18 protein-coding genes are annotated in these 23,135 nt (G+C 41.9%); 14 read left to right on the top strand and 4 right to left on the bottom strand.

Annotation, left to right across the window (positions count from 1 at the left end; translation table 11 throughout):
- Positions 1–39 precede the first annotated feature (39 nt).
- Together tctD and PSF27_RS05110 are read left to right on the top strand one after the other, a co-directional pair.
- On the top strand, positions 40–708 hold the full coding sequence (gene tctD, locus PSF27_RS05115) for a transcriptional regulator TctD (RefSeq protein WP_206082386.1): 669 nt from the start codon (positions 40–42) through the stop codon (positions 706–708).
- The gene (locus PSF27_RS05110) at positions 705–2,135 is read left to right on the top strand and encodes a sensor histidine kinase (RefSeq protein ID WP_272539896.1); all 1,431 of its coding nucleotides are present in this window, start codon (positions 705–707) and stop codon (positions 2,133–2,135) included. Before tctD ends, PSF27_RS05110 begins: the two co-directional genes overlap by 4 nt.
- Positions 2,136–2,344: 209 nt before the next feature.
- Here the strand turns inward: PSF27_RS05110 and PSF27_RS05105 are convergent, their stop codons facing one another.
- Positions 2,345–7,012, bottom strand: coding sequence for a tetratricopeptide repeat protein (locus PSF27_RS05105; RefSeq protein WP_272681014.1), 4,668 nt, complete (start codon positions 7,010–7,012; stop codon positions 2,345–2,347).
- Between the two features lie 364 nt (positions 7,013–7,376).
- Complete coding sequence (locus PSF27_RS05100; RefSeq protein ID WP_206082383.1) at positions 7,377–8,297, bottom strand: DMT family transporter; 921 nt, start codon at positions 8,295–8,297, stop codon at positions 7,377–7,379.
- Positions 8,298–8,398: 101 nt separating this feature from the next.
- Here PSF27_RS05100 and PSF27_RS05095 point away from each other — a divergent pair, with 101 nt between their 5' ends.
- The 12 genes from PSF27_RS05095 (at position 8,399) to PSF27_RS05040 (ending at position 20,352) form a co-directional block, all read left to right on the top strand.
- A complete protein-coding gene (locus PSF27_RS05095) occupies positions 8,399–9,220 on the top strand; it encodes a helix-turn-helix transcriptional regulator (RefSeq protein WP_225818938.1) in 822 nt (273 codons plus the stop codon).
- Positions 9,221–9,298: 78 nt separating this feature from the next.
- Positions 9,299–10,435: a 4-phosphoerythronate dehydrogenase PdxB gene (pdxB, locus tag PSF27_RS05090; RefSeq protein ID WP_206082381.1), complete on the top strand. Its 1,137-nt coding sequence runs from the start codon at positions 9,299–9,301 to the stop codon at positions 10,433–10,435.
- A gap of 79 nt (positions 10,436–10,514) precedes the next feature.
- A complete protein-coding gene (locus PSF27_RS05085) occupies positions 10,515–11,525 on the top strand; it encodes an aspartate-semialdehyde dehydrogenase (protein WP_206082380.1) in 1,011 nt (336 codons plus the stop codon).
- Positions 11,525–12,340, top strand: coding sequence for a tRNA pseudouridine(38-40) synthase TruA (truA, locus tag PSF27_RS05080; protein WP_206082379.1), 816 nt, complete (start codon positions 11,525–11,527; stop codon positions 12,338–12,340). The genes PSF27_RS05085 and truA overlap by 1 nt, the downstream gene beginning before the upstream one ends.
- Positions 12,341–12,405: 65 nt before the next feature.
- Positions 12,406–13,092: a DedA family protein gene (locus PSF27_RS05075; protein WP_206082378.1), complete on the top strand. Its 687-nt coding sequence runs from the start codon at positions 12,406–12,408 to the stop codon at positions 13,090–13,092.
- Positions 13,093–13,196: 104 nt separating this feature from the next.
- Positions 13,197–14,168 (top strand): acetyl-CoA carboxylase, carboxyltransferase subunit beta, encoded by a 972-nt coding sequence (accD, locus tag PSF27_RS05070; RefSeq protein WP_272681013.1) that lies wholly within the window; start codon positions 13,197–13,199, stop codon positions 14,166–14,168.
- A complete protein-coding gene (folC, locus tag PSF27_RS05065) occupies positions 14,158–15,447 on the top strand; it encodes a bifunctional tetrahydrofolate synthase/dihydrofolate synthase (RefSeq protein WP_272681012.1) in 1,290 nt (429 codons plus the stop codon). The genes accD and folC overlap by 11 nt, the downstream gene beginning before the upstream one ends.
- Before the next feature lie 5 nt (positions 15,448–15,452).
- Complete coding sequence (dedD, locus tag PSF27_RS05060) at positions 15,453–16,088, top strand: cell division protein DedD (RefSeq protein ID WP_206082375.1); 636 nt, start codon at positions 15,453–15,455, stop codon at positions 16,086–16,088.
- 178 nt (positions 16,089–16,266) lie between these two features.
- Positions 16,267–16,770 carry a colicin V production protein gene (gene cvpA, locus PSF27_RS05055; RefSeq protein ID WP_206082374.1) on the top strand — a complete coding sequence of 168 codons (504 nt, stop codon included), beginning with the start codon at positions 16,267–16,269 and terminating at the stop codon, positions 16,768–16,770.
- Between the two features lie 14 nt (positions 16,771–16,784).
- Entirely contained in the window at positions 16,785–18,302 is a 1,518-nt protein-coding gene (gene purF, locus PSF27_RS05050; protein ID WP_206082373.1) for an amidophosphoribosyltransferase, read from the top strand.
- 258 nt (positions 18,303–18,560) lie between these two features.
- Entirely contained in the window at positions 18,561–19,385 is an 825-nt protein-coding gene (locus PSF27_RS05045) for a YwqG family protein (protein WP_272681011.1), read from the top strand.
- Between the two features lie 394 nt (positions 19,386–19,779).
- Positions 19,780–20,352 carry a UbiX family flavin prenyltransferase gene (locus PSF27_RS05040; protein WP_272681010.1) on the top strand — a complete coding sequence of 191 codons (573 nt, stop codon included), beginning with the start codon at positions 19,780–19,782 and terminating at the stop codon, positions 20,350–20,352.
- 399 nt (positions 20,353–20,751) lie between these two features.
- Here the strand turns inward: PSF27_RS05040 and PSF27_RS05035 are convergent, their stop codons facing one another.
- Both PSF27_RS05035 and PSF27_RS05030 read right to left on the bottom strand, forming a co-directional pair.
- Positions 20,752–21,894 carry a hypothetical protein gene (locus PSF27_RS05035; RefSeq protein ID WP_272681009.1) on the bottom strand — a complete coding sequence of 381 codons (1,143 nt, stop codon included), beginning with the start codon at positions 21,892–21,894 and terminating at the stop codon, positions 20,752–20,754.
- Between the two features lie 215 nt (positions 21,895–22,109).
- A complete protein-coding gene (locus PSF27_RS05030) occupies positions 22,110–23,018 on the bottom strand; it encodes a TIGR01777 family oxidoreductase (RefSeq protein ID WP_272574095.1) in 909 nt (302 codons plus the stop codon).
- Positions 23,019–23,135: the final 117 nt, after the last annotated feature.

The raw sequence follows: 23,135 nt of genomic DNA, 5'->3' as shown, positions 1-23,135 counted from the left end.
GCCAACGTATACCAATAAATAATAATAATGAGTGTGCGTATGAGAATTTTATTGGTTGAAGATCATGATGAATTGTCGTTGTGGTTACAAAAGGCTTTAACATCCTCTGGTTTTGCCGTGGATGTTGCACCTGATGGTGCGATTGCGGATCAGCTGTTACAGACAGAAAATTATACTTTAGTTGTTCTGGATGTATCACTTCCACGAATGAGTGGGCTTGAAGTTTTGGCGCAAATGCGCAAACGTCACCAAGAAACGCCAGTTTTACTGTTAACGGCAAACTCTGACGTGGCAGATCGCGTGCAGGGATTGAATGCAGGGGCGGATGATTACCTCACCAAACCGTTTGATATCGCTGAGCTAGAAGCGCGAATTCGTGCACTTTTAAGGCGCAGCCAAGGGCAGGTTAATGAACCTCAGCGTTTTGGCTCTTTGTGTTACCATGAGGAAGGTTATTTTTTATTGCGCCAAGAGCCATTAGGGCTTACGCCAAGGGAATATGCGGTGTTAAACACGTTATTCCATCGACGAGGGCGTCCTGTTTCAAAAACACAACTATTTGAGCAGGTTTTTTCGTTGTCAGATGAAGCCAATTTACAAAGTATTGAATTATATGTGCACCGCGTGAGAAAAAAATTAGCTGGTTCAGATGTTAATATCAATACGTTACGCGGATTGGGATACCGACTAGAGCAGTGTAGTGTATGAAATTAGTCTCTCATCCACGCTCTCTCTTTCATCAGTTGCTGCTCTTTTTCGGTATCCCGCTCATTTTATTGGGTAGTTTTTCAGTGTATACCCACTATTATAGTGCGAAATATGCCGCGAATTTGGCCTACGATCGCACGCTTTTGGCTTCTGCAAGAACGGTTGCGGAAAGGTTACAAGTCATTGATAATCATCTGTCGGTGAGTGTACCTTATGTTGTTCTCGACAGTTTTGAATTAAACAATAACGACAGAATTTTTTACCAAGTGATTTCCCCCAATGGTGAAACTATTTCGGGTTATGATGACCTACCTCCCATTCCCCCTTATTGGATGCGTTCTCAGCATTATACTGCATTGGTTTATTTCTATGATGCTGAATATAAAGGTTTACCTATTCGGATTGCGACATTTTTTCAGCCTATTAATGAAGGTGGGATCACGGGAATGGTGGAAATTCGCGTGGCAGAAACGGTCTATTCACGGCAAGATTTAGCTAATCAATTATTAATATCGGCATTAATGAGCCAAGGAACAGTGGTGTTTTTAACTCTGTTACTTGCCTATATCTTATTAAGTAAGCTTTTGACCCCCCTAAAGAAACTATCGAATTTGATGTTAGGGCGTTCAGCAAATGATTTGACGCCATTACCTGATTTATTGCCATGGTCTGATTTATCACCATTAATTGAGGCGCTCAACCGTTATATTTCACGGTTAAAACGCATGGTTAGGCGGCAAGAACGCTTTAGTGCAGATGCTTCCCATCAATTAAAAACCCCACTGACGGTGTTAAAAACGCAAGTGTCGGTTGCCATTAATAGCGGTGATGAAAGTCAACGCCAGCAAAGTTTACAAGCGATTAATCAAACATTGGATAGCACCATTGTGCTGACAGACAGACTTTTGCAATTGTCCCGCTTAAAAGCGCATGAAAAATCGGCGGTTAGCCAATACAGGGCGATTAACTTAGTGGAGATTGTTCATCAGGCGTGTTTTACCCGACTCGGGCAAGCGGAAAGTCAGCGAATTGACTTAGGCTATGAAGGTCTTGATAGCGCTTGGATTAAAGGCGAACCTATTTTGCTAGCCGAGATGTGCGCTAATTTAATTGATAATGCCATTAAATATACCCCTGAAGGCGGTGTGGTGACGGTGCGTGTAGTGAATAATGAAAGTACTCAGCAGCTTGTTTTAGAAATTGAGGATTCAGGTCCTGGTATCCCCGATGCGAAAATTAGCCGTTCTATGGAGGCGTTCACACGATTGAATAATGCATTGGGTAAAGAGGGCGCTGGGCTTGGTTTGGCGTTAGTAAAAGATATTGCCAGTTACCACGATTCGGAACCGCAATTACTCAAAAGTGAATTATTGGGTGGGTTGCTTGTGCGTATTGCTTTTACAGCGAGTTATGCGCCAACTCGTTAAAAAATAAGGGCGCTATTGATTGCGCGCCCTTGATGTTGTTGACAAAGCAGGATAAAAACGTGGTTTTTCCTGCTTTGTGTTATTAGCCGAAAATCAATAAATTGATTTTCCTAGTTTATTTTTAAAACATCTCCAACCTACAGCCAAACCTAATCGGTTTTTCCGCAGTTTGAAGGGCGCTATTGATTGAGCGCCCTTATTTTTATCATCTATTTTTTCAGTGCACTAAAATCCCATTTTTTTAAGGCATTGATGGAGTCTTTATCTTGGTATTTAGCCCCTAATTCAAGGTAGTCGTGGGCTTTTTGCAGATCTTCTTTACTTTTGCTACCAACCCAGCCGTTATAGTACATATAGGCAAGTTTGTATTTTGCCATGGCATGGTGGGCACCTTGCTCTAAATTGGTCATATCGTAGTATTTGGCTGCTCGGTCGTAATCTTTTGGCATACCTTGCCCAAAGTACAGCATATCTCCCGCTAGGTGCGCAGTATTACTATCATTTTGCTGGGCGCCTAAATCAAAATAATACAGGGCTTTTACGAAGTCCTTTTCTATTCCGCGCTCATTGTCTTTGCGATAGAGATTGCCAAGAATATTGTAGGCTCTAGGGTAACCATTTTTTCCTGCAAGCTCATAATAGTAAATCATTTTTTGCGTATCTTCGGGAACCATTTCACCTCGGGCATAGTTGATCCCTAAGGAGAACGCGGCCATTTTGTCGCCTGCTTCTGCTTTAACCCGCTTAGCTTCAATCTCCTTTGCAAAACGGCCATATTTTTGGAAGTCTTGCTCTTCTTTAAAGCGTTTATCAACATTTTGTTTATCTTCTGCTGACAGTTTATTCATCAACTCAATATTGTCAGTATCTTTTTCCAATCTTAAGGCGATGTAATACGCTTGTTTGGCATCATTTTTACGGGTATAGGCATCATAAAGACTACCAAGGGCGTATTTATCATGGTATTTCAAGGATATTTCAAACCATTCAATGGCTTTATCAAGATCTTGCTCAACATCACATTCCCCCTTAAGGTAGAGGTCACCCATGGCACGAGACAAATCTTCAGGTTCTTGAATAAAGGTTCTATCGGTGTTTTTTTCGAACTTGCCTTTTTCTAACCACTCTTTCAGATAGGCACCTGCCTTATCCATGTCAGTATTACGACTATTGGAACAGTAGCGCCCAGGAGAGTTAATTTCATAGAGCATTTTGATTGCGCCCATATCGCCTTTTTTATAGGCTTGCTCCAGATATTCTAAGGCTTTTTGTGGATCACTACTGGCGTAATAGGAATACAAACGCTTGAGAGCATCAGGGCGGTTTTGGGCTTCACTTTCAAGTAAAGAAAAGTATTTTTTATCATCTTTGCTGCGATTTAGATCATTTTTTTCACTGCGGATACCGTTTTGGTACAAATTTGCTAAGGAATTGAACGCCTGTTTTGAAAGCGCCTCATCAGTCGATTTCATCCCTTCCTGCAAGTATTGGATCGCAGCGTTGTATTCGTCAGACTCTAAGGTGATGCTGCTATCGTACAAGTAATCGCCTGCAAGTTGCACCTTAGAGAACAGATCGCCTTTCGCGGTGCCATCAAGGTAGTTTTGGCGTTTGGCTTGGCTATTTTCTGTCACTTTATCCAGTGATGGATAAACGGCGAGGTTACCGCCAGCAATGGCTTTTTTGTACCAAAGCTGCGCAGCAGGGGCGTGACCGCGGGATTTATACCAATCCCCTAATTTTTCAGCCGCCTCTGCATCACCATTTTGTGCAGGTACCACGGTGGTGTCATACAGTTTTGTGTATTCTTCAACACGGCTTGGGTTGGAATGTTTCCTCAGATAAACAATGGCTTCATCCCAATTGGGTTCAACAACTAACGTTTTCTTATCTGCGGAGAGTTCGCCCAAATACAGCATTTCACTGTAGAGGATTATTGCGTTATCGTTATTGTCGTCACTGGCCATTTTCAAGTATTTCATGGCTTGCTGGCGGTCTTCTTTCACTCCATTACCATATAAATAGGCGCGGCCCACTTTGTATTTTGCAACCGCACTTTCATTTAGCGTTTGCATGCCAATGTCAAAATCGTCCATATACTTGATGTATTGATTGCCCCAACTACCTGCTTTTAGGTAGTATTCTCGGGCTTTTTGACGATCAACATCAACTAATTGGCTGCCATTTAAATATTGGTGTGCCAGTTCACGGGTATAGTTTTTGCTACCAAGGGCAGCTAATTGGTTGTAATAACCAATAATTTTGCTTTTGTTTGCACGTTGAAGTTCTTCATTTTCATTATAATAATCAATTAACTCTTCAAGTGCTGTTTCATTATTCAGCTTGGCGCTTTTCTCTAGGTATTCTTGCCATTTTTGCTTATCGACCTTCTGCCCATAATTACCGAATTTATAGGCATTGGCGAGGGTGCGAATGGCATCAGGATCATTGTTTTTTGCATTCGCCTGAATGGTAATAAACGAGGCTCTCGCTTTTTCAATTTCTCTTTTGCGTGATTTTAAAAAGCTGAAATCAGGGTCGGATATTTTGTTGTAATATTCCATGGCGAGATCATAGTTAGCATCTTCCCCATAATTGCCTTTTTGGTAAATTTCACCCAACTCATATAAACAGCGGTTGCTGCCTAATGCTGCACAGCGCTTATACTGCGGAACGAGGTCATTAGACGTTAACCCAGAGATGGCTTGGAAGCGGTCTTTATAATAGGCTTTATCATTGATGTAATTCACGCCATCAAGGTTTTGTGCAATATATAAAATCGCGGAGGTACTTCCTAAATCTGCGGCTTTTAAAATAGTGTCATAATAAGGCTTGAGTTCGTCATTCGTTAGGGCACTTACATTTTTTAAGTTTGTAAGTTGCGTAATACCATACTGATAAGTAATATCTGCGTCTGTACCAATCAGTGGCTCAATTAATTTTTGTGCTTCGGTATTTTTCTCATTGGCCGCTAATCTAACCAGTATGGCCTTCGTATCTCTGCGGTTTAAGCCTGCTTTAAATAAAACATCATAGGCGGTGGCGAGTTCTTCGGGGGTTAACTCTGATTTGGCTCGAGGCGAGTCTAATAAATCGACAAGTATATTGGCGATGGTATTGGTTTCAGTGGGTTGATATTTGAGCAGGGCAGCAGCGTAATAGACACGGCCGTTATAGTCGTATTTGCTTGCTTTCTCATACAGTTCAAAGGCTAATTTTTTATTGTTTTCTGCATCTTGGCGTAGTAAATAGTCTGCATAATAATGGGCTAATGCGTCATTATCGCGTTCAATAACGTCTTTTTTTAAGATATCAACAATCGTTTTTTCATCCACAAATGCTTTAATATCATAACGATAGTATAAATGAACTAACATGCGTTCTGCGGTGGATGGGTAGCCCCGTGAATCTAAGTTATCTTTCAGTATTTGTGTGGCTTTTTCGAGGTTTTTTTCTGTTCCAAAGCCATTAATATAGCCGCGAGCAAGTTGCATTTGTGTTTCATAACTTGGCTGAATGCGGTTTGCTTTTTCTGTCGCCTCAAAAGATTTTTCTGGGGAATATAATACACTGCCTTTAGTACCATAAACTTGGCTGGCAAGAATTTGTGCCTTTGCTGAGTTTGGGTACTTCTTCATTAATTCTGGCAGATATTTTGCCACGGTTTCATTGAGTTTTTTAGTGGGAAAATTATAGTCAGAAATGGCGCGTTGGGTGATGGTTATAAGCGCTTCTTGGTGCCCCAAATCCGCCGCTGAGATTAAGTATTTATTGGCTAAAGCGTCATTCCGTTCAACTGAATTGAAAATAGTACCTGAATAAGCACGATAAGCTTCATACATCGCGTCTGGATATTGTTGGTCCGCAGCCTCAGTTAGCGCTTTAATTTTGCTATTGTCTGCAAGATAACTGAGGTACAGTGCCTTAGGTTTCTTTTGTTGTATTAGAGGGCGCAAATACGCCATTGCGCGTAATTCACTGCGTTTGACGTCTTCTCCTACACTGTATTTGTGATATAACGTGTAAATAGCGTATTCTTCGCCTTTACTGGCTCGTTCTTCAAGGTTGGCAATAATTTGTTGTTTTTCTTCAGCAGTTTGCGAACCATACAATGATAAAGGTGCTGGCTCCCTGTCATTGCTTTGGGAAAGATAATCGAACGTAGAGGAGTATGACATGCGTTCGTATTTTTTGGCTAACGCAGGGTTTGGTGCGATCCCATCGCCACCTTGTTCATAAATCGTGGCCAGCAACATGGCAGGGAATGGAAAATCTTTGCTAGCTAGCGGTGTTAAGATTTCAACTGCCTTTTTATTGTCCTTGTCAAATTGATGGGCGATATAACCCAGTGCAAATTTTGATATTTTGGAGCCTTGCTCAGCGGCTAATGTAAAGTAGTGGCGCGCTAGCTTGATGTCTTGGGGAATTTCGTCGTATCTATCCTCCATGTACACACTGCCCACTAACTCTTGTGCTTCTATTACACCTAAATCAGCTGCTTTTGTGAGGGAAACGAGACCGCTTCTATCGTTTGGGGTATCATCCATCTCACGGTTATAACGGTAATAACCTAGGTTATAGAGTGCATTTTTATTATTAGCTTCAGCGGCTTTGATCAAATAACGCTGCGCTGCTTCATCATCAGGCTCAATACCAATTCCATCTTTATACATCATGGCTAAGGCATAGGCAGATTGAGGATCTTTATCGGCATTTTTTTGAAATTGCTCAACAGCGGCTTTAGTATCACCTTGTTGATATAAGTCATACCCAGCTTGAGCTGAGTTGGATTGGCTTGATGCATTGATAAAATAAATGCCACCTGCGATAGCAATTATTATCAATACAAACAATACCATCTTAAACTGTTTAGTCATGGTTTTTCCTTGTCATGGCTTATCAGGTTATTTGCCACGCTCCTGTGTTCAATGGGCACTCTGAGTTAATACTACTAAAGAGGTATTTAATTTGGCTTAAGTCTAATTGCTTATGAAGAAGTTTCAATCGGATTTTGTCTACAATGGGCAATAAGATGGTTTTGAGATTACCAATGGTAGGAAAATAATGAATAACTGAGTGATTTTAAAATGTCACAAAGCATTAATGTTGATAAAAAAGAGACGAAAAAAGTAAAAAAGAGAGAGAAATATAGGGATTCTTTTGTGAGGGACTTTCAAACATAGCCCCACAATGTGGGGCATATGAGTGACGACATTGCTTTATTGCTTTTGTAATTCTATTCTACTGACAAGTATCCTTTTGAACCACCTTTTTTTCACGGCGGAACATGTGTGTGAGTGGAGTACGTAGTTGCTGCGCTAACATAACACCCAGTAATACCACGCCTCCGCCGATTAAATGATAGCTTTTTAGCTCTTCACCTAAGGCGAAAATAGCGATAATTGCAGTGAATACAGGCGCGAGATTCATAAATATAGATGTAGTATTTGCGCCTAAACGCATCACCCCTTGGATCCATAAAGCTGGAGCAATAATGGAGGCGGCAATCCCTGCAAACATGACTAACCCAATATTGTGACTATTCAGTGCCACGTCATCGGCCATTAAGAAGTTTGGTAACAGTAAAATCACCCCAAAGAAGATTTGCACATAGAGTGAGTCCCAACTAGAGAGCTGAATTGCCCAACGTTTTGTCAGCACGCCATAGAGTGCATAAGCCGCAGAGGCAACAATCATCATTAACTCGCCTTGGCCTAACCCGTGGGATAGCAACGTACTTGGATTGCCTTGACTGACTAGCCACAATAAACCAAACAGCGACAAAGCCGAACCCAGAACGATACCGACTGTTGGGATTACGCGCAGTACAAAAATACTGATGATCACGGTAAGTAATGGAATTAATGAGTTCATTATTCCCATAAATGTTGCACTAACACTATGGGCGGCATAATAGGCTAAGCTTTGGTATAGCATCATCCCGAGCGCTCCTAAAATGGCCAATTGCCACCAATGTTTCATCACTACTTTGTGGTGGCGCAGTACTGAGCGCAGAACAAAGGGGGTCATAACGACTAATGCAAGTGCCCAACGGTAAAAGGAAATCGCTGCGGGGTCAATGGCAGTGGACGCGGCTTTGTTCACAATGGCATTGATTGACCACAATAAAACCGCAATTAGCGGAAAAAGCAAATTCTTCATTAAAACATTCTCCCATATCGAATGTGATCCAGTATACATCTGACCGATTTTTTAGATATACTGATAATCAGACAATCGATAACGCTTTTCAGACAGGTATCATGGGAAATTCAAAATTAGATATTTGGCACATTAGTGAATGCAATATAATTGAGCCTGAACTTATTGCATTTCGTCACGAACAAACCGCTGCACTCACTGAGTACAAATCACACTCACATCCATTTGGGCAGATGCTGTATGTCGTGTGCGGTATTATGGAAATGGAAGTGGCTGGCAAGCACTACTTGGCACCGCCTGAATTTTGTATTTGGATCCCCGCGAATATTCCCCATGCTAGCTTTAATAAAGAAAGTGTCAAATTTCGCATCGTGGATTTCTCGCATGAATATAATGATGTATTAGCTCAGCGTCCGTGCGTGGTTCGTTTAAGTACGATATTTCAATCTATTATGACGGATATGTACCAGCGGGGTGTTGTTCAACCCGAAACAGAACAAGACTTGCGCCTTGCCCATGTTTTGATTGACCAATTCTCCCTCTCCCCATGCCAAGACACTTATTTACCTGCCACCAAGGACAAATTTTTAGCCCCGATTTTGCAAGAGCTGCAAAACGACCCCGCAGATAACACGACACTGGCCCAATGGGCAAAACGTTCTTATACCTCAGAGCGTACGCTATCAAGGCGCTGCCAACAAGAGCTCGGTATGTCGTTTAGTGAATGGCGGCAACGTTTACGTTATTTACATGCGGTTGCAGGCTTGGAAAGAGGAAAAAGTGTGCATGAAGTGGCGTTGGATGTGGGATATAGTTCGGCATCTGCATTTATTGCGATGTTCCAACAAATTTCAGGGGTGACACCTGACCGGTTCCGTGTGAAAGAATTTGCGATGGATGATAACTTTGGTCTGGAGCGCTAACTCTCGTAGGCATCTAGATTAAACCGTGGCAAAATATTGTGATACAGAGATAAATTGTCAATCATTGGGACATACCGCGTGAAAATTTTAGTTGATGAAAATATGCCTTACGCTCAGGCACTGTTTAGTGAGCTAGGTGACGTTAAGGCCGTACCAGGACGCCCGATCCCTGAACAAGAACTCATTGATGCAGATGCATTAATGGTTCGTTCCATCACCAAAGTCAATGAATCACTTTTGAATAAGACACCTGTTAAATTTGTCGGTACCGCAACCGCAGGATTTGACCATGTGGATACGGCATGGTTGTCCACTGCCAATATTGGTTTTTCTTCTGCACCAGGGTGTAATGCCATTGCTGTGGTGGAATATGTGATTTCGTCTTTATTACTGCTTGCACAGCGCGATAACTTTGATTTACGGGATAAAACCGTTGGGATCGTGGGCGTCGGTAATGTGGGTGGCCGTTTAGCCACGCGCTTGAACGCATGGGGTGTGAAAACCGTGTTATGCGATCCACCACGCGCAGCAAAAGGTGAAGAAGGGCCATTTGTGGCTTTTGATGAGTTGCTTACTCAGGCCGATGTGCTGACTTTCCATACACCACTGAATATGGCAGGGGAAGACCAAACCTTCCATTTGATGGACAAAACCCGCTTAGAGAACTTGCGTGAAGGGACTATTTTAATCAATGCTAGCCGTGGTGAGGTCGTTGATAATCAAGCGTTACTCGCAGTACTTCAACAAGGAAAAAAAATCAGTGTCGTACTGGATGTTTGGGAGCCAGAGCCTGATTTGAATACCGACTTACTCCATTTAGTCGATATCGGTACGCCACATATTGCAGGTTATACCTTAGAGGGGAAAGCGCGTGGAACGACACAAGTTTATGAAGCTTATTGCCAATTTCTCGGTAAATCGGCGCACGTTTCCCTCTCATCGCTACTGCCAAAACCTGATATCAGCGAATTAGCGCTTAATGGTAAATTAACGCAAAACCAGCTCAAAAGGTTAGTGCATCTAGTGTATGATGTGCGCCGTGATGATGCAGCACTTAGAGCTGTTGCTGGTATCAAAGGTGAATTTGATAAATTGCGCAAAAATTACCAAGAACGCCGTGAGTGGTCATCCCTGAATGTGATTTGTGATGACCCGCAAACAGCCACTTTACTCACTGAGCTCGGTTTTAAGGCGAACTTAATTCACCAATCATAGATTTCAGTAAGATGAACATCTGATTAAATGACTTCAATTATTGAGGTCATTTAATTTTTTATTTTTTAGAGGAATAGCCATGACTGAAGGTTGGAATATTGCAGTATTGGGTGCAACCGGTGCTGTGGGTGAAGCAATAATTTCACTATTACAAGAAAGAGAATTCCCAGTCGGCGAGCTGTATTTACTGGCCAGTGAACGCAGTGCGGGGGAGAGCGTACGTGTTAATGGTAAAAGTATTCAAGTAAACGATGCCAAAGACTTCGATTGGTCACAAGCCCAAATGGCTTTCTTCGCGGCAGGCGAAGCGGCAACGCTGCAATACGCAGAGTCCGCGGCACAAGATGGCTGCATTGTGATTGATACCAGCGGTGTGTTTGCTCAAGAACCTGATGTGCCATTAATTGTACCTGCCGTGAACCCGCAAGTATTAGCGGATTACCGTAATCGCAATATTATTTCGTTAGCAGATAGCGCAGTTAGCCAATTATTGACAGCAATTAAACCGTTAGTGGATGCCGCGGGTTTAGGCCGTATCACATTAACCAATATGCTATCAGTTTCAAGCTACGGTAAAGCGGCGGTAGATGAACTGGCAGGGCAAAGCGCACGTTTATTGAATGGTATTCCAGCGGAAGAAGGGCGCTTTAGTAAGCAATTAGCCTTTAATATGCTGCCGCTATTGGCGGATATGGAAGGCAGTGTCATACATGAGCGCCGCTTAGTTGAACAGGTGCGTAAAGTGTTGCAGGACGATGGCTTACCTGTTGCAGTCAGTTTTATCCAATCCCCTGTTTTTTATGGTAATGCACAAGTTGTCCATTTAGAAACACTGCGCCCGATTAGCGCTGAAGAAGCGAACGATGAATTTGAACGTTTTGATGATATTCAGGTCTCAGAAGAGGGTGATTATCCAACACAAGTGACAGATGCGTCAGGTAACGACCTGCTCAGTATTGGCTGTGTGCGCAATGACTACGGGATCCCCGAGATTTTACAGTTTTGGTCAGTCGCGGACAACGTGCGTTTCGGTGGTGCATTAATGGCAGTTGAAACAGCGGAAAAACTCGCTCAGGAGCTGTTTTACTGATGTCCGAGTCAACAAAGTTGCATCGTATCGCGTTAGGTATTGAATACAACGGCAGTCGGTATTTTGGTTGGCAACGCCAGCAAGAAGTGAAAAGTGTACAAGGTTGTCTTGAGGAAGCCTTGTCGAAAATCGCCGCAGAGCCGATTGGCGTGTTTTGCGCGGGTCGGACAGACGCAGGTGTTCACGCAACAGGGCAAGTTGTGCATTTCGAAACGTCAGTTGAGCGTAAAGAAGCCGCTTGGACGATGGGTGTTAACACGCATTTACCGCCAGATATTGCGGTACGTTGGTGCCAACCTGTGGGTGATGAGTTCCATGCGCGTTTTAGTGCAACGGCGCGTCGTTATCGCTACGTGATTTTTAATCACCGCTATCGGCCTGCCATCTTATCCAATGGCGTGACGCATTTTCATTATCCACTGGATGAAAAACGGATGCACAAAGCGGCACAAGCACTGATAGGCGAGCGTGATTTCACGTCATTCAGAGCAGTCCAGTGTCAGTCTAGAACACCTTGGCGTAATGTTATGCACGTCAATGTGAGCCGCCACGGCAATTATGTGGTGGTGGATATTAAAGCCAATGCGTTTGTACACCATATGGTGAGAAACATTGTTGGTAGTTTGTTGGAGATTGGCTGTGGCAATCAAGACATTGATTGGATGGCTCATCTTCTTGAATTAAAAGACCGAACTAAAGCTGCCGCCACGGCAAAAGCGGAAGGGCTTTATTTGGTCAGTGTGGATTATCCAGAGAAATTTGCGCTCCCCAGTCATGTCATGGGGCCTCTTTTTCTCGAAGATGAACTGATGTAAATCGACGCTAACTTTATCTCATAATTACTGCAAATAGCACGGATGCTATTATTAATGAGGATTATATGGAATTTATCAGTTTTATTATCGACTTTATTTTACATATTGATGTGCACCTCGCTGAACTGGTCAGAGATTATGGCACGTGGGTATATGGTATTCTGTTCCTGATCCTATTTTGCGAAACAGGGTTAGTGGTCACACCATTTTTGCCAGGAGATTCGTTATTATTTGTTGCGGGCGCTATTTCCTCCTTGGACAGTAATGAACTCAACGTGCACTTGATGGTGGCGTTAATGATTACCGCAGCAATTATTGGCGATGCGGTAAACTATACGATTGGGCGTATTTTTGGTGAAAGATTATTTAAAAATCCGGATTCAAAGATTTTTCGTCGTGTTTATTTAGATAAAACCCATGCGTTTTATGAAAAACACGGTGGCAAGGCAATTATACTGGCGCGTTTCGTGCCGATAGTCAGAACTTTTGCACCTTTCGTTGCAGGAATGGGCAAAATGTCTTATCGTCACTTTGCATTTTATAATGTGACGGGCGCATTTATTTGGGTATTATTATTCACTTATGCAGGGTATTTCTTCGGTGAATTACCGTTCGTACAAAAGAATTTGAAATTACTGATAGTCGCGATTATCTTTGTTTCAATTCTGCCGGGGGTGGTTGAAATTATTCGTCATCGTCGGATTGCTGCAAAAGAAAAGCGTGCGGCAGCGCAAAAAATCGATAACCACTAAGTGGTTTAAAAAGTTTTTATCTACAGTGAGATATCATTGTGGTTTAATGGCAAAAAATTACATACTGGTGATAACCAGAGTGAAACAGACAAAAAGGTCCATTAATGAGCTGGATTGAAAAAATTTTAAAGAAAGGTAACTTGACCCAATCACACAAAGCCAACATCCCTGAAGGGGTTTGGACTAAATGCGATAGCTGTGGACAAGTTTTATACGGTGCTGAGTTAGAACGCAATTTATCTGTGTGTCCAAAATGTGACCACCATATGCGTATCCATGCCCGTCAGCGCTTAGAAACTTTCCTTGATGAAAATTCTACGACAGAACTCGGTAGCGAACTTGAGCCAAAAGATATTCTCAAGTTTAAGGATTCCAAAAAATATAAAGACCGCATTACAGCAGCGCAGAAAGAAACGGGTGAAAAAGATGCGATGGTCGTGATGAAAGGTACATTGAAAGGGATGCCTGTTGTTGCCGCTGCGTTTGAATTCTCTTTTATGGGTGGTTCAATGGCCTCCGTCGTTGGAGCGCGTTTTGTCCGTGCGGTAGAACAAGCGTTGGAAGATAATTGCCCACTCGTGTGTTTCTCATCAAGTGGTGGCGCGCGTATGCAAGAAGCGTTGTTATCGTTGATGCAAATGGCGAAAACCAGTGCCGCTTTAGCAAAAATGCAAGAGCGCGGTTTACCATACATTTCAGTGCTAACTGACCCAACCATGGGTGGTGTTTCAGCAAGTTTAGCGATGCTGGGTGATATCAACGTGGCAGAACCTAAAGCGCTGATCGGCTTCGCAGGCCCTCGTGTTATCGAACAAACCGTGCGTGAAAAGTTACCACAAGGTTTCCAGCGTAGTGAATTCTTACTGGAAAAAGGCGCCATTGATATGATCGTGCGACGCCCTGAAATGCGTGATCGCCTGGCTGAAATTTTGGCGATGTTAACGAATAAGCCAAGTTTTAATGAAACGCCAATCATTGTGGCAGAAACAGTAGAAATCGACCTGAATGCTATTGATGAGATCAGTGCCGAAGAACCAGCAAAGGATTCTGCAAAGCATAAAAAAGATGATGAGTAATCTAATCATTCCTACAGCCAAGTCTCCTTTGGAGGCTTGGCTTTCTTATCTCACTGACCTGCATAGTCAAAACATTGACATGGGGTTGGAACGAGTCGGCCAAGTTGCTCGGCACATGAATCTGACGCAACCAGCTCCTCGCGTTATTACCGTCACAGGTACCAACGGAAAAGGCACCACTTGCCATACGCTAGAATCAATTTTGATAGCAGCGGGGCTAAAAGTGGGGGTTTACAGCTCGCCACATTTGGTGCGCTACACTGAACGTGTACGTATTCAAGGGCAGGAGCTTTCCGAGTCTGATTTCTGTGAGGCTTTCGCAACCATTGAAGCACAACGTAAAAATATTTCTCTTACGTACTTTGAATATGGCACATTGGCTGCACTACAATTATTTAAGCAAGCTCATTTAGATATCGTTATCTTAGAAGTGGGCTTAGGTGGGCGTTTAGATGCGACCAATGTGGTGGATGCAGACATCGCTGCGATTACCAGTATTGCTCTCGACCACACGGATTGGCTGGGGTCTGATCGTGAACATATCGGTCATGAAAAAGCAGGTATTTTCCGCCAAGGACATTATGGTGTGGTGGGTGAACCCGATATGCCAGAGTCGATTGGGAAATATGCAGACAACATTGGCACCCATTTATTCCGTCGTGGTGTAGATTGGCAATACAGCGAACAAGCAACGAGTTGGTCTTGGCAGAGCTCACAACGTGAATGGCATGATCTTCCATTACCGAATGTGCCACTGGCGAATGCGGCAACGGCATTAGGCGTAATTAGCTGTTTACTGCAAATTGATGCAGATATTGCAAAAAAAGTCACGGATGCTGCCATTTATCAAGGTTTAAAATCAGCTCAATTGCCAGGACGTTTCCAAATTATTGGTGAGAAACCATTAATGATTTTGGATGTGGCACATAATCCTCATGCTGCAGGGTATTTAGTGAGTAAATTAGCTGGCTTACCTGCGGTTGATAGTCGTCGCATTCGTGCGGTTGTTGGGATGCTCGGTGATAAAGACATTCAAGGCACGCTTGAGTGTTTATCGCAGCAGGTGACTGACTGGTATCTCGCACCATTAACTGAGTTTCGAGGGGCTGATGTGGCTCAATTGAGCCAGCATATACAGCAAGCTAATGTGTTTGATTGTGTTGAAAAAGCATGGCAGCAAGCTTGTGTTGAGGCGCAAGAACAAGACGTGATTGTAGTTTGTGGGTCATTCCACACAGTCGCTCATGTCATGATGTTATTAGAAAACCAAAAAGGATAGTGCTGGTGGCTAGTAAATTTCAAAATCGTCTTGCTGGCGTCATTGTACTGGTTGCGGCAGGGGTCATCGTGCTTCCTGCACTTCTTGATGGCGATAAGAAATATAATGAAAGTGAATTTGCGGCCATTCCTATTATCCCAAAGCCAGGTGATGAAGAAGATATCGAAGCAATTGCACCGTTAGCACATAATAGCGCGAGCGCCTCTTCGGAAGGGGCTTCTGAGGCTATGTTATCAGAAGCAATTACCCAGCAGCAAAATGAACAAGTCGCGGCAAACGTCCCAGCGACAGTTGAGCCAATAAAACCAGAACCTAAGCCTGAGCCTAAGCCAGAACCCAAGCCTGAGCCAAAACCACAGCCGAAGCCTGAACCAAAACCCGAGGTTAAACCTGAGCCGCAAGGCAAAGCATTTGTTGTTCAAGTCATTGCTCTAAACAATGCCAGCAAGGTTGAGGAGATTGTCGCGAAGCTGCGGTTATCGGGTTACCAAGTGTATACCGTTCCAGCAAGACCGGTGAACAATAAACTCACGCGTATTTATGTTGGGCCAGAGGCATCACGGCAGAAGCTAGAAGCCGCGCTTCCTGAACTTAACGCGATAACAGGAACAAAAGGGATAATTCAAACATTCAAACCCTAATAAATAGAATCAATAATCCCTAAAAGGTAAGGGGATTTAGTAACTTACTGCGGCGATTATGATTTTTTCTTTTCGCCGCTATTTTTTGTAAATTGATAGAAAAATGGTTACGCAAACGTTTTCGTTTTCTGTTAGAATGCACTTCGCTGATGTCGTGAGTGCGAATTTTGGATGAAATATGGTCTGGATAGATTACGCAATTATCGCCATTATTGGCTTCTCGGCACTGGTTAGTTTGATCCGTGGTTTTGTTCGTGAAGCACTATCACTGGTGACATGGGGCTGTGCTTTTTTTGTCGCAAGTACATTTTACCCTTATTTAGCGGACTATTTTACCCGCTTTGAGGACGTACTGGTGCGAAATGGCATTGCAATCGCCGCATTATTCATTGCCACATTAATTGTGGGCGCGGTGGTGAACTATGTGATCAGCTCTTTAGTGCAAAAAACTGGGTTATCAGGCACAGATCGTGTTCTGGGGATTTGCTTCGGTGCGCTGCGTGGTGTGTTGATTGTATCGGCCTTGCTGTTTTTTCTCGATACCTTTACACCGCTTCCTCAAAGTGAGGATTGGCAGCGTTCAGAATTTATTCCACAGTTCAGTCATATTATCAGGTGGTTTTTTGACTACCTGCAAAATGCGTCAAGTTTCCTACCGGAGAACATTTCTCCGTCTGGCTGATGAGGAAAGACCAAATGTGCGGTATTGTCGGGATCGCTGGTGTTACACCAGTTAACCAATCAATTTATGATGCTTTAACAGTGCTTCAGCACCGTGGGCAGGATGCAGCAGGTATTGCCACTATTGATGGCAAAAATAATATTCGTTTACGTAAAGCAAATGGCCTTGTGAAAGATGTGTTTGAAACTCGCCATATGCTTCGGTTACAAGGTTGTATGGGATTAGGGCATGTCCGTTATCCAACAGCAGGCAGCTCCAGTGCCTCGGAAGCACAGCCTTTTTACGTAAATTCACCATTTGGTATCACACTTGCTCATAATGGTAATCTGACAAACGCACACGAACTTACGCGAAGTTTGTTTGAAACTGCACGTCGCCATGTTAATACGACCTCGGATTCTGAGATTTTACTCAATGTGCTGGCATATGAATTAGACAGATTTGACCATTTCCCCCTTGAACCCGATAACGTCTTCAGTGCAGTGGCTGCGATGCACAAAAAACTGCGTGGTGCTTACGCATGTGTCGCTCTGATTATTGGCCATGGTATGTTAGCGTTCCGTGATCCACATGGTATTCGTCCGTTAGTGTTAGGACGCCGTATTACAGAGAGTGGTGAACATGAGTATATGGTCGCTTCTGAAAGTGTTGCACTCGATACATTAGGTTTTGAATTTTTACGTGATGTGGCACCTGGCGAAGCGGTATATGTCACTGAAAAAGGTCAATTATTCACACGCCAATGTTCTGACAACCCTCAATTGACGCCATGTATTTTTGAATACGTCTATTTTGCTCGCCAAGATTCATTTATCGACAAAGTATCGGTCTATAACGCAAGGTTGCGTATGGGCCAAAAGCTCGGTGCAAAAATTGCGCGTGAGTGGGAAGACTTAAATATCGATGTCGTTATCCCAATTCCAGAAACGTCTTGCGATATTGCGTTAGAAATCGCCCATATATTAAATAAACCGTATCGCCAAGGTTTTGTGAAAAATCGTTATGTTGGCCGTACGTTTATCATGCCGGGTCAGCAAGAGCGGCGTAAATCTGTTCGCCGTAAACTGAATGCCAACCGTGCTGAGTTTCGTGATAAAAACGTGTTACTAATTGACGATTCCATTGTTCGTGGCACAACCTCAGAGCAAATTGTTGAACTAGCGCGCGAAGCTGGCGCAAAGAATGTCTATTTCGCCTCTGCGGCGCCTGAAGTTCGCTTCCCGAACGTCTATGGTATTGATATGCCAAATGCGAACGAGTTGATTGCTCATGGTCGTGAAGTGGATGAAATTCGCAAATTAATTGGTGCTGATGGGTTAATTTTCCAAGATTTATCAGATTTAGTTGATGCTGTTCGTGAAGAAAATCCAGAAATTACTGAGTTTGAATGTTCCGTATTTGATGGGATTTATGTTACCAAAGACATTGACCAAGGTTATTTAGATTATTTGGAAAATTTGCGAAAAGACGACGAGCTGAAGTTAAAAGATAAGAGTGAAGTCGAGGATTTGGAAATTTATAACGAAGGCTAAAATCTTCGTTCATAGTTTGAGTGACAGCGTTGTTGGCATCATTTAGCTAACAAGTACATACTTTTGTATGCGCTTTGGGATAGTTTCTTTGCCACTAGGCTGTTACTCAAACTCGTTAGAACATTGACTCCACATAGGCTTACGTTATTTTTTCTATCATTGCTTTAAATAAACGAATAAGTTGCAGTTATATCTGATTTAAAATTCGAAAAAATCAAGTAGGCTAGAAAGAAATTAACAACCTATTTGGAGCTAAGTATGGCTGATTTCGATTCTCTTCCTGATGTCATAAAACCCTTCATAGATAAAATCAAAGCAACGAAAAAAAACCTTGTTGAAATGACCTTAACACCGATAGAAGAATATGTGTGGTGGGAAAGTCGTGTGGGTGGAATGCCGTACTTACCTCTGAACGAACCTTACCCCATCGATAGCGAGGGAATTCCATTAAAACTGCTCGCACAAATCAACTTTGCACAAATGCCTAAATTGGCAAACTACCCAGAAAAAGGGTTGTTACAATTTTTTATTGGCGGTGATGATTTATATGGGGCTAATTTCGAAGACCGCCAAAAACAAGCGGACTTTAGGATTATCTACCGTGAAAATATTATTGAAGATACAGCGAAATTAACCCAAGACTTTTCCGCTGTTATTGCAGCGCACTCAGATGACTATTACACGCCCGTTGACCAAACCTGTGCTATCGAGTATACGCCGACAGAGCAGTATATCAGTATCGATGATTTTCAATTCGGGCAAAAAATATTGGGCGTTGATAACCTCTATGACTACGAAGACCAGTTTGAAGGCGAAGATTTTTATGATGACTGGGTTGAACCATACAGTGATGCCTTTGCGTCAGGTGCGCATTGTATTGGTGGCTATCCATTCTTTACGCAATCAGATCCAAGAGAGTACGAAGAAGATATTCAGCAATATGAGTTGCTCCTACAAATAAACAGCGACTATGAAGTCGGGGTCCTGTGGGGAGACATTGGCGTAGGGAATTTCTTTATTCATCCCGAAGATTTGAAGAAAAGGGATTTTAGCAGGGTGGTGTATAACTGGGATTGTGGCTGATCTCCCTAAAATCCTCGTCATCTTTTAGGCTGTCGCGGTGTTGGCTGCGCTCAGCCACCCAAGTCACATACTACTGTATGCTCCTTGGGATGACTTCTCTTGCCGCCTAGCGACAACCTAAAATCTTTAGAGGATGAGATTGGTGTCTTTAGGCTGCCTCGGTGTTGGCTGCGCTCAGCCACCCAAGTCACATACTACTGTATGCTCCTTGGGATGACATCTCTTGCCGCTAAGCTGTTGTTCAAGCTATTTAGAGAATTGTTTTCGTCAGTGTGTTTTTATCAGTATTGGTGGCAACCTGACATCCTCAGAATGTTGATTATTCGGTTAGGGCAAACAACGGCGCGTAATATAGTATATAATCTTTAAAAATTACCGTGGATTGGGCAGAGAAATGAAAAAACTGATAATTGGGTTAACTGGAGCAAGTGGGGCGATATATGGCGTCAGATTGCTTGAGGTACTAAAACCCGTTACACAGGTTGAAACCCATTTGGTGATGAGTGCGGCTGCCCGCCAAACATTAGCGCTGGAAACACAATACAGCGTGAAAGACGTACAGCAACTTGCTGATTTTAATTACGATAGCCGCGATATTGCAGCGGCCATTTCGTCAGGCTCCTTTCGTACTGCCGGCATGGTAATAATGCCTTGTACCATGAAAACCCTTTCAGGTATTGTTCACAGCTATACCGATACCTTAGTGACAAGGGCGGCAGATGTGGTACTTAAAGAAGGGAAAAAATTAGTCCTCGGGGTACGTGAAACACCATTGCATGTTGGGCATTTGAAGTTGATGGTACAAGCAGCTGAAATAGGAGCTGTGATTATGCCACCCATGCCAGCGTTTTATCATCAACCTCAATCCATTCAAGATATTGTCAATCAAACGGTTAACCGTATACTCGACCAATTTGATATTGAACTTGAACAGGATTTATTTCATCGCTGGCAAGGGGCCAAATAAATTAAGATAGTATTTATACTTGGTTATTAAGTGTCCTTGTGCCAAACATAACGCTAGGGTCAGTATTAAGGTTAAAATTACCCATAGAAATATCAGGTGCCACAGGATAAATATTGCCTTTTTTATCAATAAAAATGTCCTCATCCGTTTTTTTCAATAGCGCTAGGTTACTTTGTATAACCTGATGAAGGATGGGGGTAGCAATGTTCGATGAATAGATGGTCTTTTGCTTATCGTTATTGGATTTCGTGTAATGAAACGCTAATGTCACAAGATGGCTTTTCGTGTCAAAATTACGATGAACAATGCGGTAAGTTTTATTTTTTGGTATCAAGTTTTTGAATGATTTTCTTTTAAATTTTACCTCAAAGTTATCTAATGCAAGCAATTTGTTTATTTTTAAATTACTATCAAAAACTTTTTTTTATTATGATTATTTGAAGTTGGGTTTATCCTATTAAGTTTAACGAATGAAAGTTGATAATTAGAATCGCTATCTTTTATAAACTCGTATTCCTTATGTTTATCCATAAAGCTTCTTAGAAAATAAGTGAAATCATCAAAGTTATCAGATTGATAAATACCTTCATTTGGGTCAAAAAACTGATAGGATTCAATTTGTTTGTTTTTCTTTATATTAATTGCACAAGCATGATTGGGGCTTAAAAATATATAATTTTGATTGTCATCTTTGCATTCTCTAATTGCATCCATAAAATCATTTAATTTTGTTATTTCTTCATATTCATCTTGTATTTTTATACTGGGAGTTAAGTTTTGTTGGCTGTTTGTATCTAGCCAGCTTTTTTCTATGTTTTCGCTTGTGGAAATTAGCATTAAATCTAATAGGCTATTAATTCTCATTTGATGTGTTTTTTTGTTAATCGCTGATTCAATAATGCCGCATGCTTCTTTTTGTGTGTCAGTATCTGGACTTGAAATTTTACTTGAATTCAATGAATATATTTTTTTTGTACATTTGATATTGTCAGAAATTAATGGTGCTATCGTAATTTTAAACATTCTATATTCCTTATCTACACACCATTTAATGTTTTCATCTAAGGCTAGTTCTATTAATTTCAAAAGACTTTTTTCTTTAAAGATAGGTGAGGATAATGGAATGTGTAGTGATAAATTATAATTATTTGTTGAATTGTATCGTAATTTTTGTATATCAAATATCTCTTTGAGAAGTTGATTTCCTTGTTTAATGATATGTTTTTTTTCTGTGTATTTTTTATAATCTGAAACGGATGCCATCGCCAAATCACTGCGTTTTTTTGCTATCATTGTGTCGTTAGTTTTAACATCATCGAAGTATTTATTGTAAATATTGATATAGTCTTGTTCTAAACCTTTATCACTATAGTGTAAGAATTTGACAGATGCACCATAACAAAAACCGAGGAAAGGTTCTTTTGAGTTTGTAATTTTCAAAATGTTTTCTTGGAAAAATTTAGAATTATCTTTTTGTAAAAAATTTAAAAATTTTGAATGGGTAAAGGGGATTTTATTCAATGAATTTATTTGGGTAGGCATTATGGCATCCTTAATTTATCTAATAAATAGATACCATAATGATGTTTTCTATTTGTATCTTTCAAATATCAATGATTTTGTATTTAATATATGTAGTGGATATAATTAAATATGATTCTCACAAGCATTTTCATAGGAATGCGTGGAAACCATCCCGTTATATTTATATCACGAGATGGTAGAGATATGAGGCTATTAGGAGCATTAAAAGGGGGTTAGTTTTCCTTGGGAACCAATAAGTCCTCTAATGCAATTTTTAACTCGATAAATTCGAATTCAAATCCAGCTTCTTCTAAACGTTTAGGAATCGCTTGCTGCCCACCCAATACTAAGGCTGCAGATTCGCCTAAAATGGCTTTGATCACAAAAGCGGGAGTGCGAACAAAAGAAGGGCGGTTGAGGACATCCCCTAAAATAGCCGTGAATTGGTCATTATGCACAGGATAAGGTGCTGTCATATTGAAAGGGCCTGAAAGCACAGGCGTCATGAGTAAAAAATAAATAGCATTGACCATATCGTTGATATGTATCCAAGGCATGTATTGCTTACCATGACCTATTGGCCCACCTGCACCCATTTTGAAAATAGGCAAAATTTTACCCAAGACTCCACCATTAGGGGACAATACAAGCCCTGTACGCAGTAAACACACACGTGTTTTATCGGAAGCTGCATTTTCTGCAAGCGCTTCCCAATGCTGGGCAAGTTGATGGGTAAATTCATCATGAGGTTGTTCGTCTTCAGTGACAACAATTTGGCCTTGGTCACCATAGTAGCCAACAGCAGAGCCCGATAAAAAGACAGACGGTGGCTTTTCACTGGCTATAATGAGTTCGGTCAGTCGTTGGGTGATTTTCCAACGGCTATCACAAAGGCGCTTTTTCTGCTCATCAGTCCAACGTTTTTCGGCAATGGGCTCACCAGCTAAGTTGATAACAGCATCGAAGCCGTTGAGGTTATTGATGTCGTTTAAAGATGTCCAGCATTCGACAGCTTTACAGAAATGACTGTACACTTTTTGTGGTGAACGGCTCAATACGGTGACTTTATGGTCAAGGGAGATTAACTTTTGGACTAAAGGGGTACCGATTAGCCCTGTGCCGCCTGTTATGAGTATTTTCATTGCCATCCCCGTCATATTTCAAAATCCCCGTCATATTTCAAACCGCAGCGTTGTTGTCTGCACTCAGTTACCTTAGTCACATACTTATGTATGCTCCTAAGGATGCCTTCGTTTGAT

This window comes from Providencia sp. PROV129 (genome assembly GCF_028482245.1).
Taxonomy (GTDB): Bacteria; Pseudomonadota; Gammaproteobacteria; order Enterobacterales; family Enterobacteriaceae; genus Providencia; species Providencia vermicola.
Note: the sequence above shows the minus strand (reverse complement) of the source record. Positions and strands in the feature narration are given on the sequence as shown.

Coding starts and splice junctions, on each gene's coding strand:
- tctD (WP_206082386.1), top strand. CDS start 40: ATGAGAATTTTATTGGTTGAAGATCATGATGAATTGTCGTTGTGGTTA.
- PSF27_RS05085 (WP_206082380.1), top strand. CDS start 10,515: ATGACTGAAGGTTGGAATATTGCAGTATTGGGTGCAACCGGTGCTGTG.
- PSF27_RS05040 (WP_272681010.1), top strand. CDS start 19,780: ATGAAAAAACTGATAATTGGGTTAACTGGAGCAAGTGGGGCGATATAT.
- PSF27_RS05035 (WP_272681009.1), bottom strand. CDS start 21,894: ATGCCTACCCAAATAAATTCATTGAATAAAATCCCCTTTACCCATTCA.
- PSF27_RS05095 (WP_225818938.1), top strand. CDS start 8,399: ATGGGAAATTCAAAATTAGATATTTGGCACATTAGTGAATGCAATATA.
- folC (WP_272681012.1), top strand. CDS start 14,158: ATGATGAGTAATCTAATCATTCCTACAGCCAAGTCTCCTTTGGAGGCT.
- PSF27_RS05100 (WP_206082383.1), bottom strand. CDS start 8,297: ATGAAGAATTTGCTTTTTCCGCTAATTGCGGTTTTATTGTGGTCAATC.
- PSF27_RS05110 (WP_272539896.1), top strand. CDS start 705: ATGAAATTAGTCTCTCATCCACGCTCTCTCTTTCATCAGTTGCTGCTC.
- cvpA (WP_206082374.1), top strand. CDS start 16,267: ATGGTCTGGATAGATTACGCAATTATCGCCATTATTGGCTTCTCGGCA.
- truA (WP_206082379.1), top strand. CDS start 11,525: ATGTCCGAGTCAACAAAGTTGCATCGTATCGCGTTAGGTATTGAATAC.
- PSF27_RS05105 (WP_272681014.1), bottom strand. CDS start 7,012: ATGACTAAACAGTTTAAGATGGTATTGTTTGTATTGATAATAATTGCT.
- purF (WP_206082373.1), top strand. CDS start 16,785: ATGTGCGGTATTGTCGGGATCGCTGGTGTTACACCAGTTAACCAATCA.
- PSF27_RS05030 (WP_272574095.1), bottom strand. CDS start 23,018: ATGAAAATACTCATAACAGGCGGCACAGGGCTAATCGGTACCCCTTTA.
- accD (WP_272681013.1), top strand. CDS start 13,197: ATGAGCTGGATTGAAAAAATTTTAAAGAAAGGTAACTTGACCCAATCA.
- PSF27_RS05045 (WP_272681011.1), top strand. CDS start 18,561: ATGGCTGATTTCGATTCTCTTCCTGATGTCATAAAACCCTTCATAGAT.
- PSF27_RS05075 (WP_206082378.1), top strand. CDS start 12,406: ATGGAATTTATCAGTTTTATTATCGACTTTATTTTACATATTGATGTG.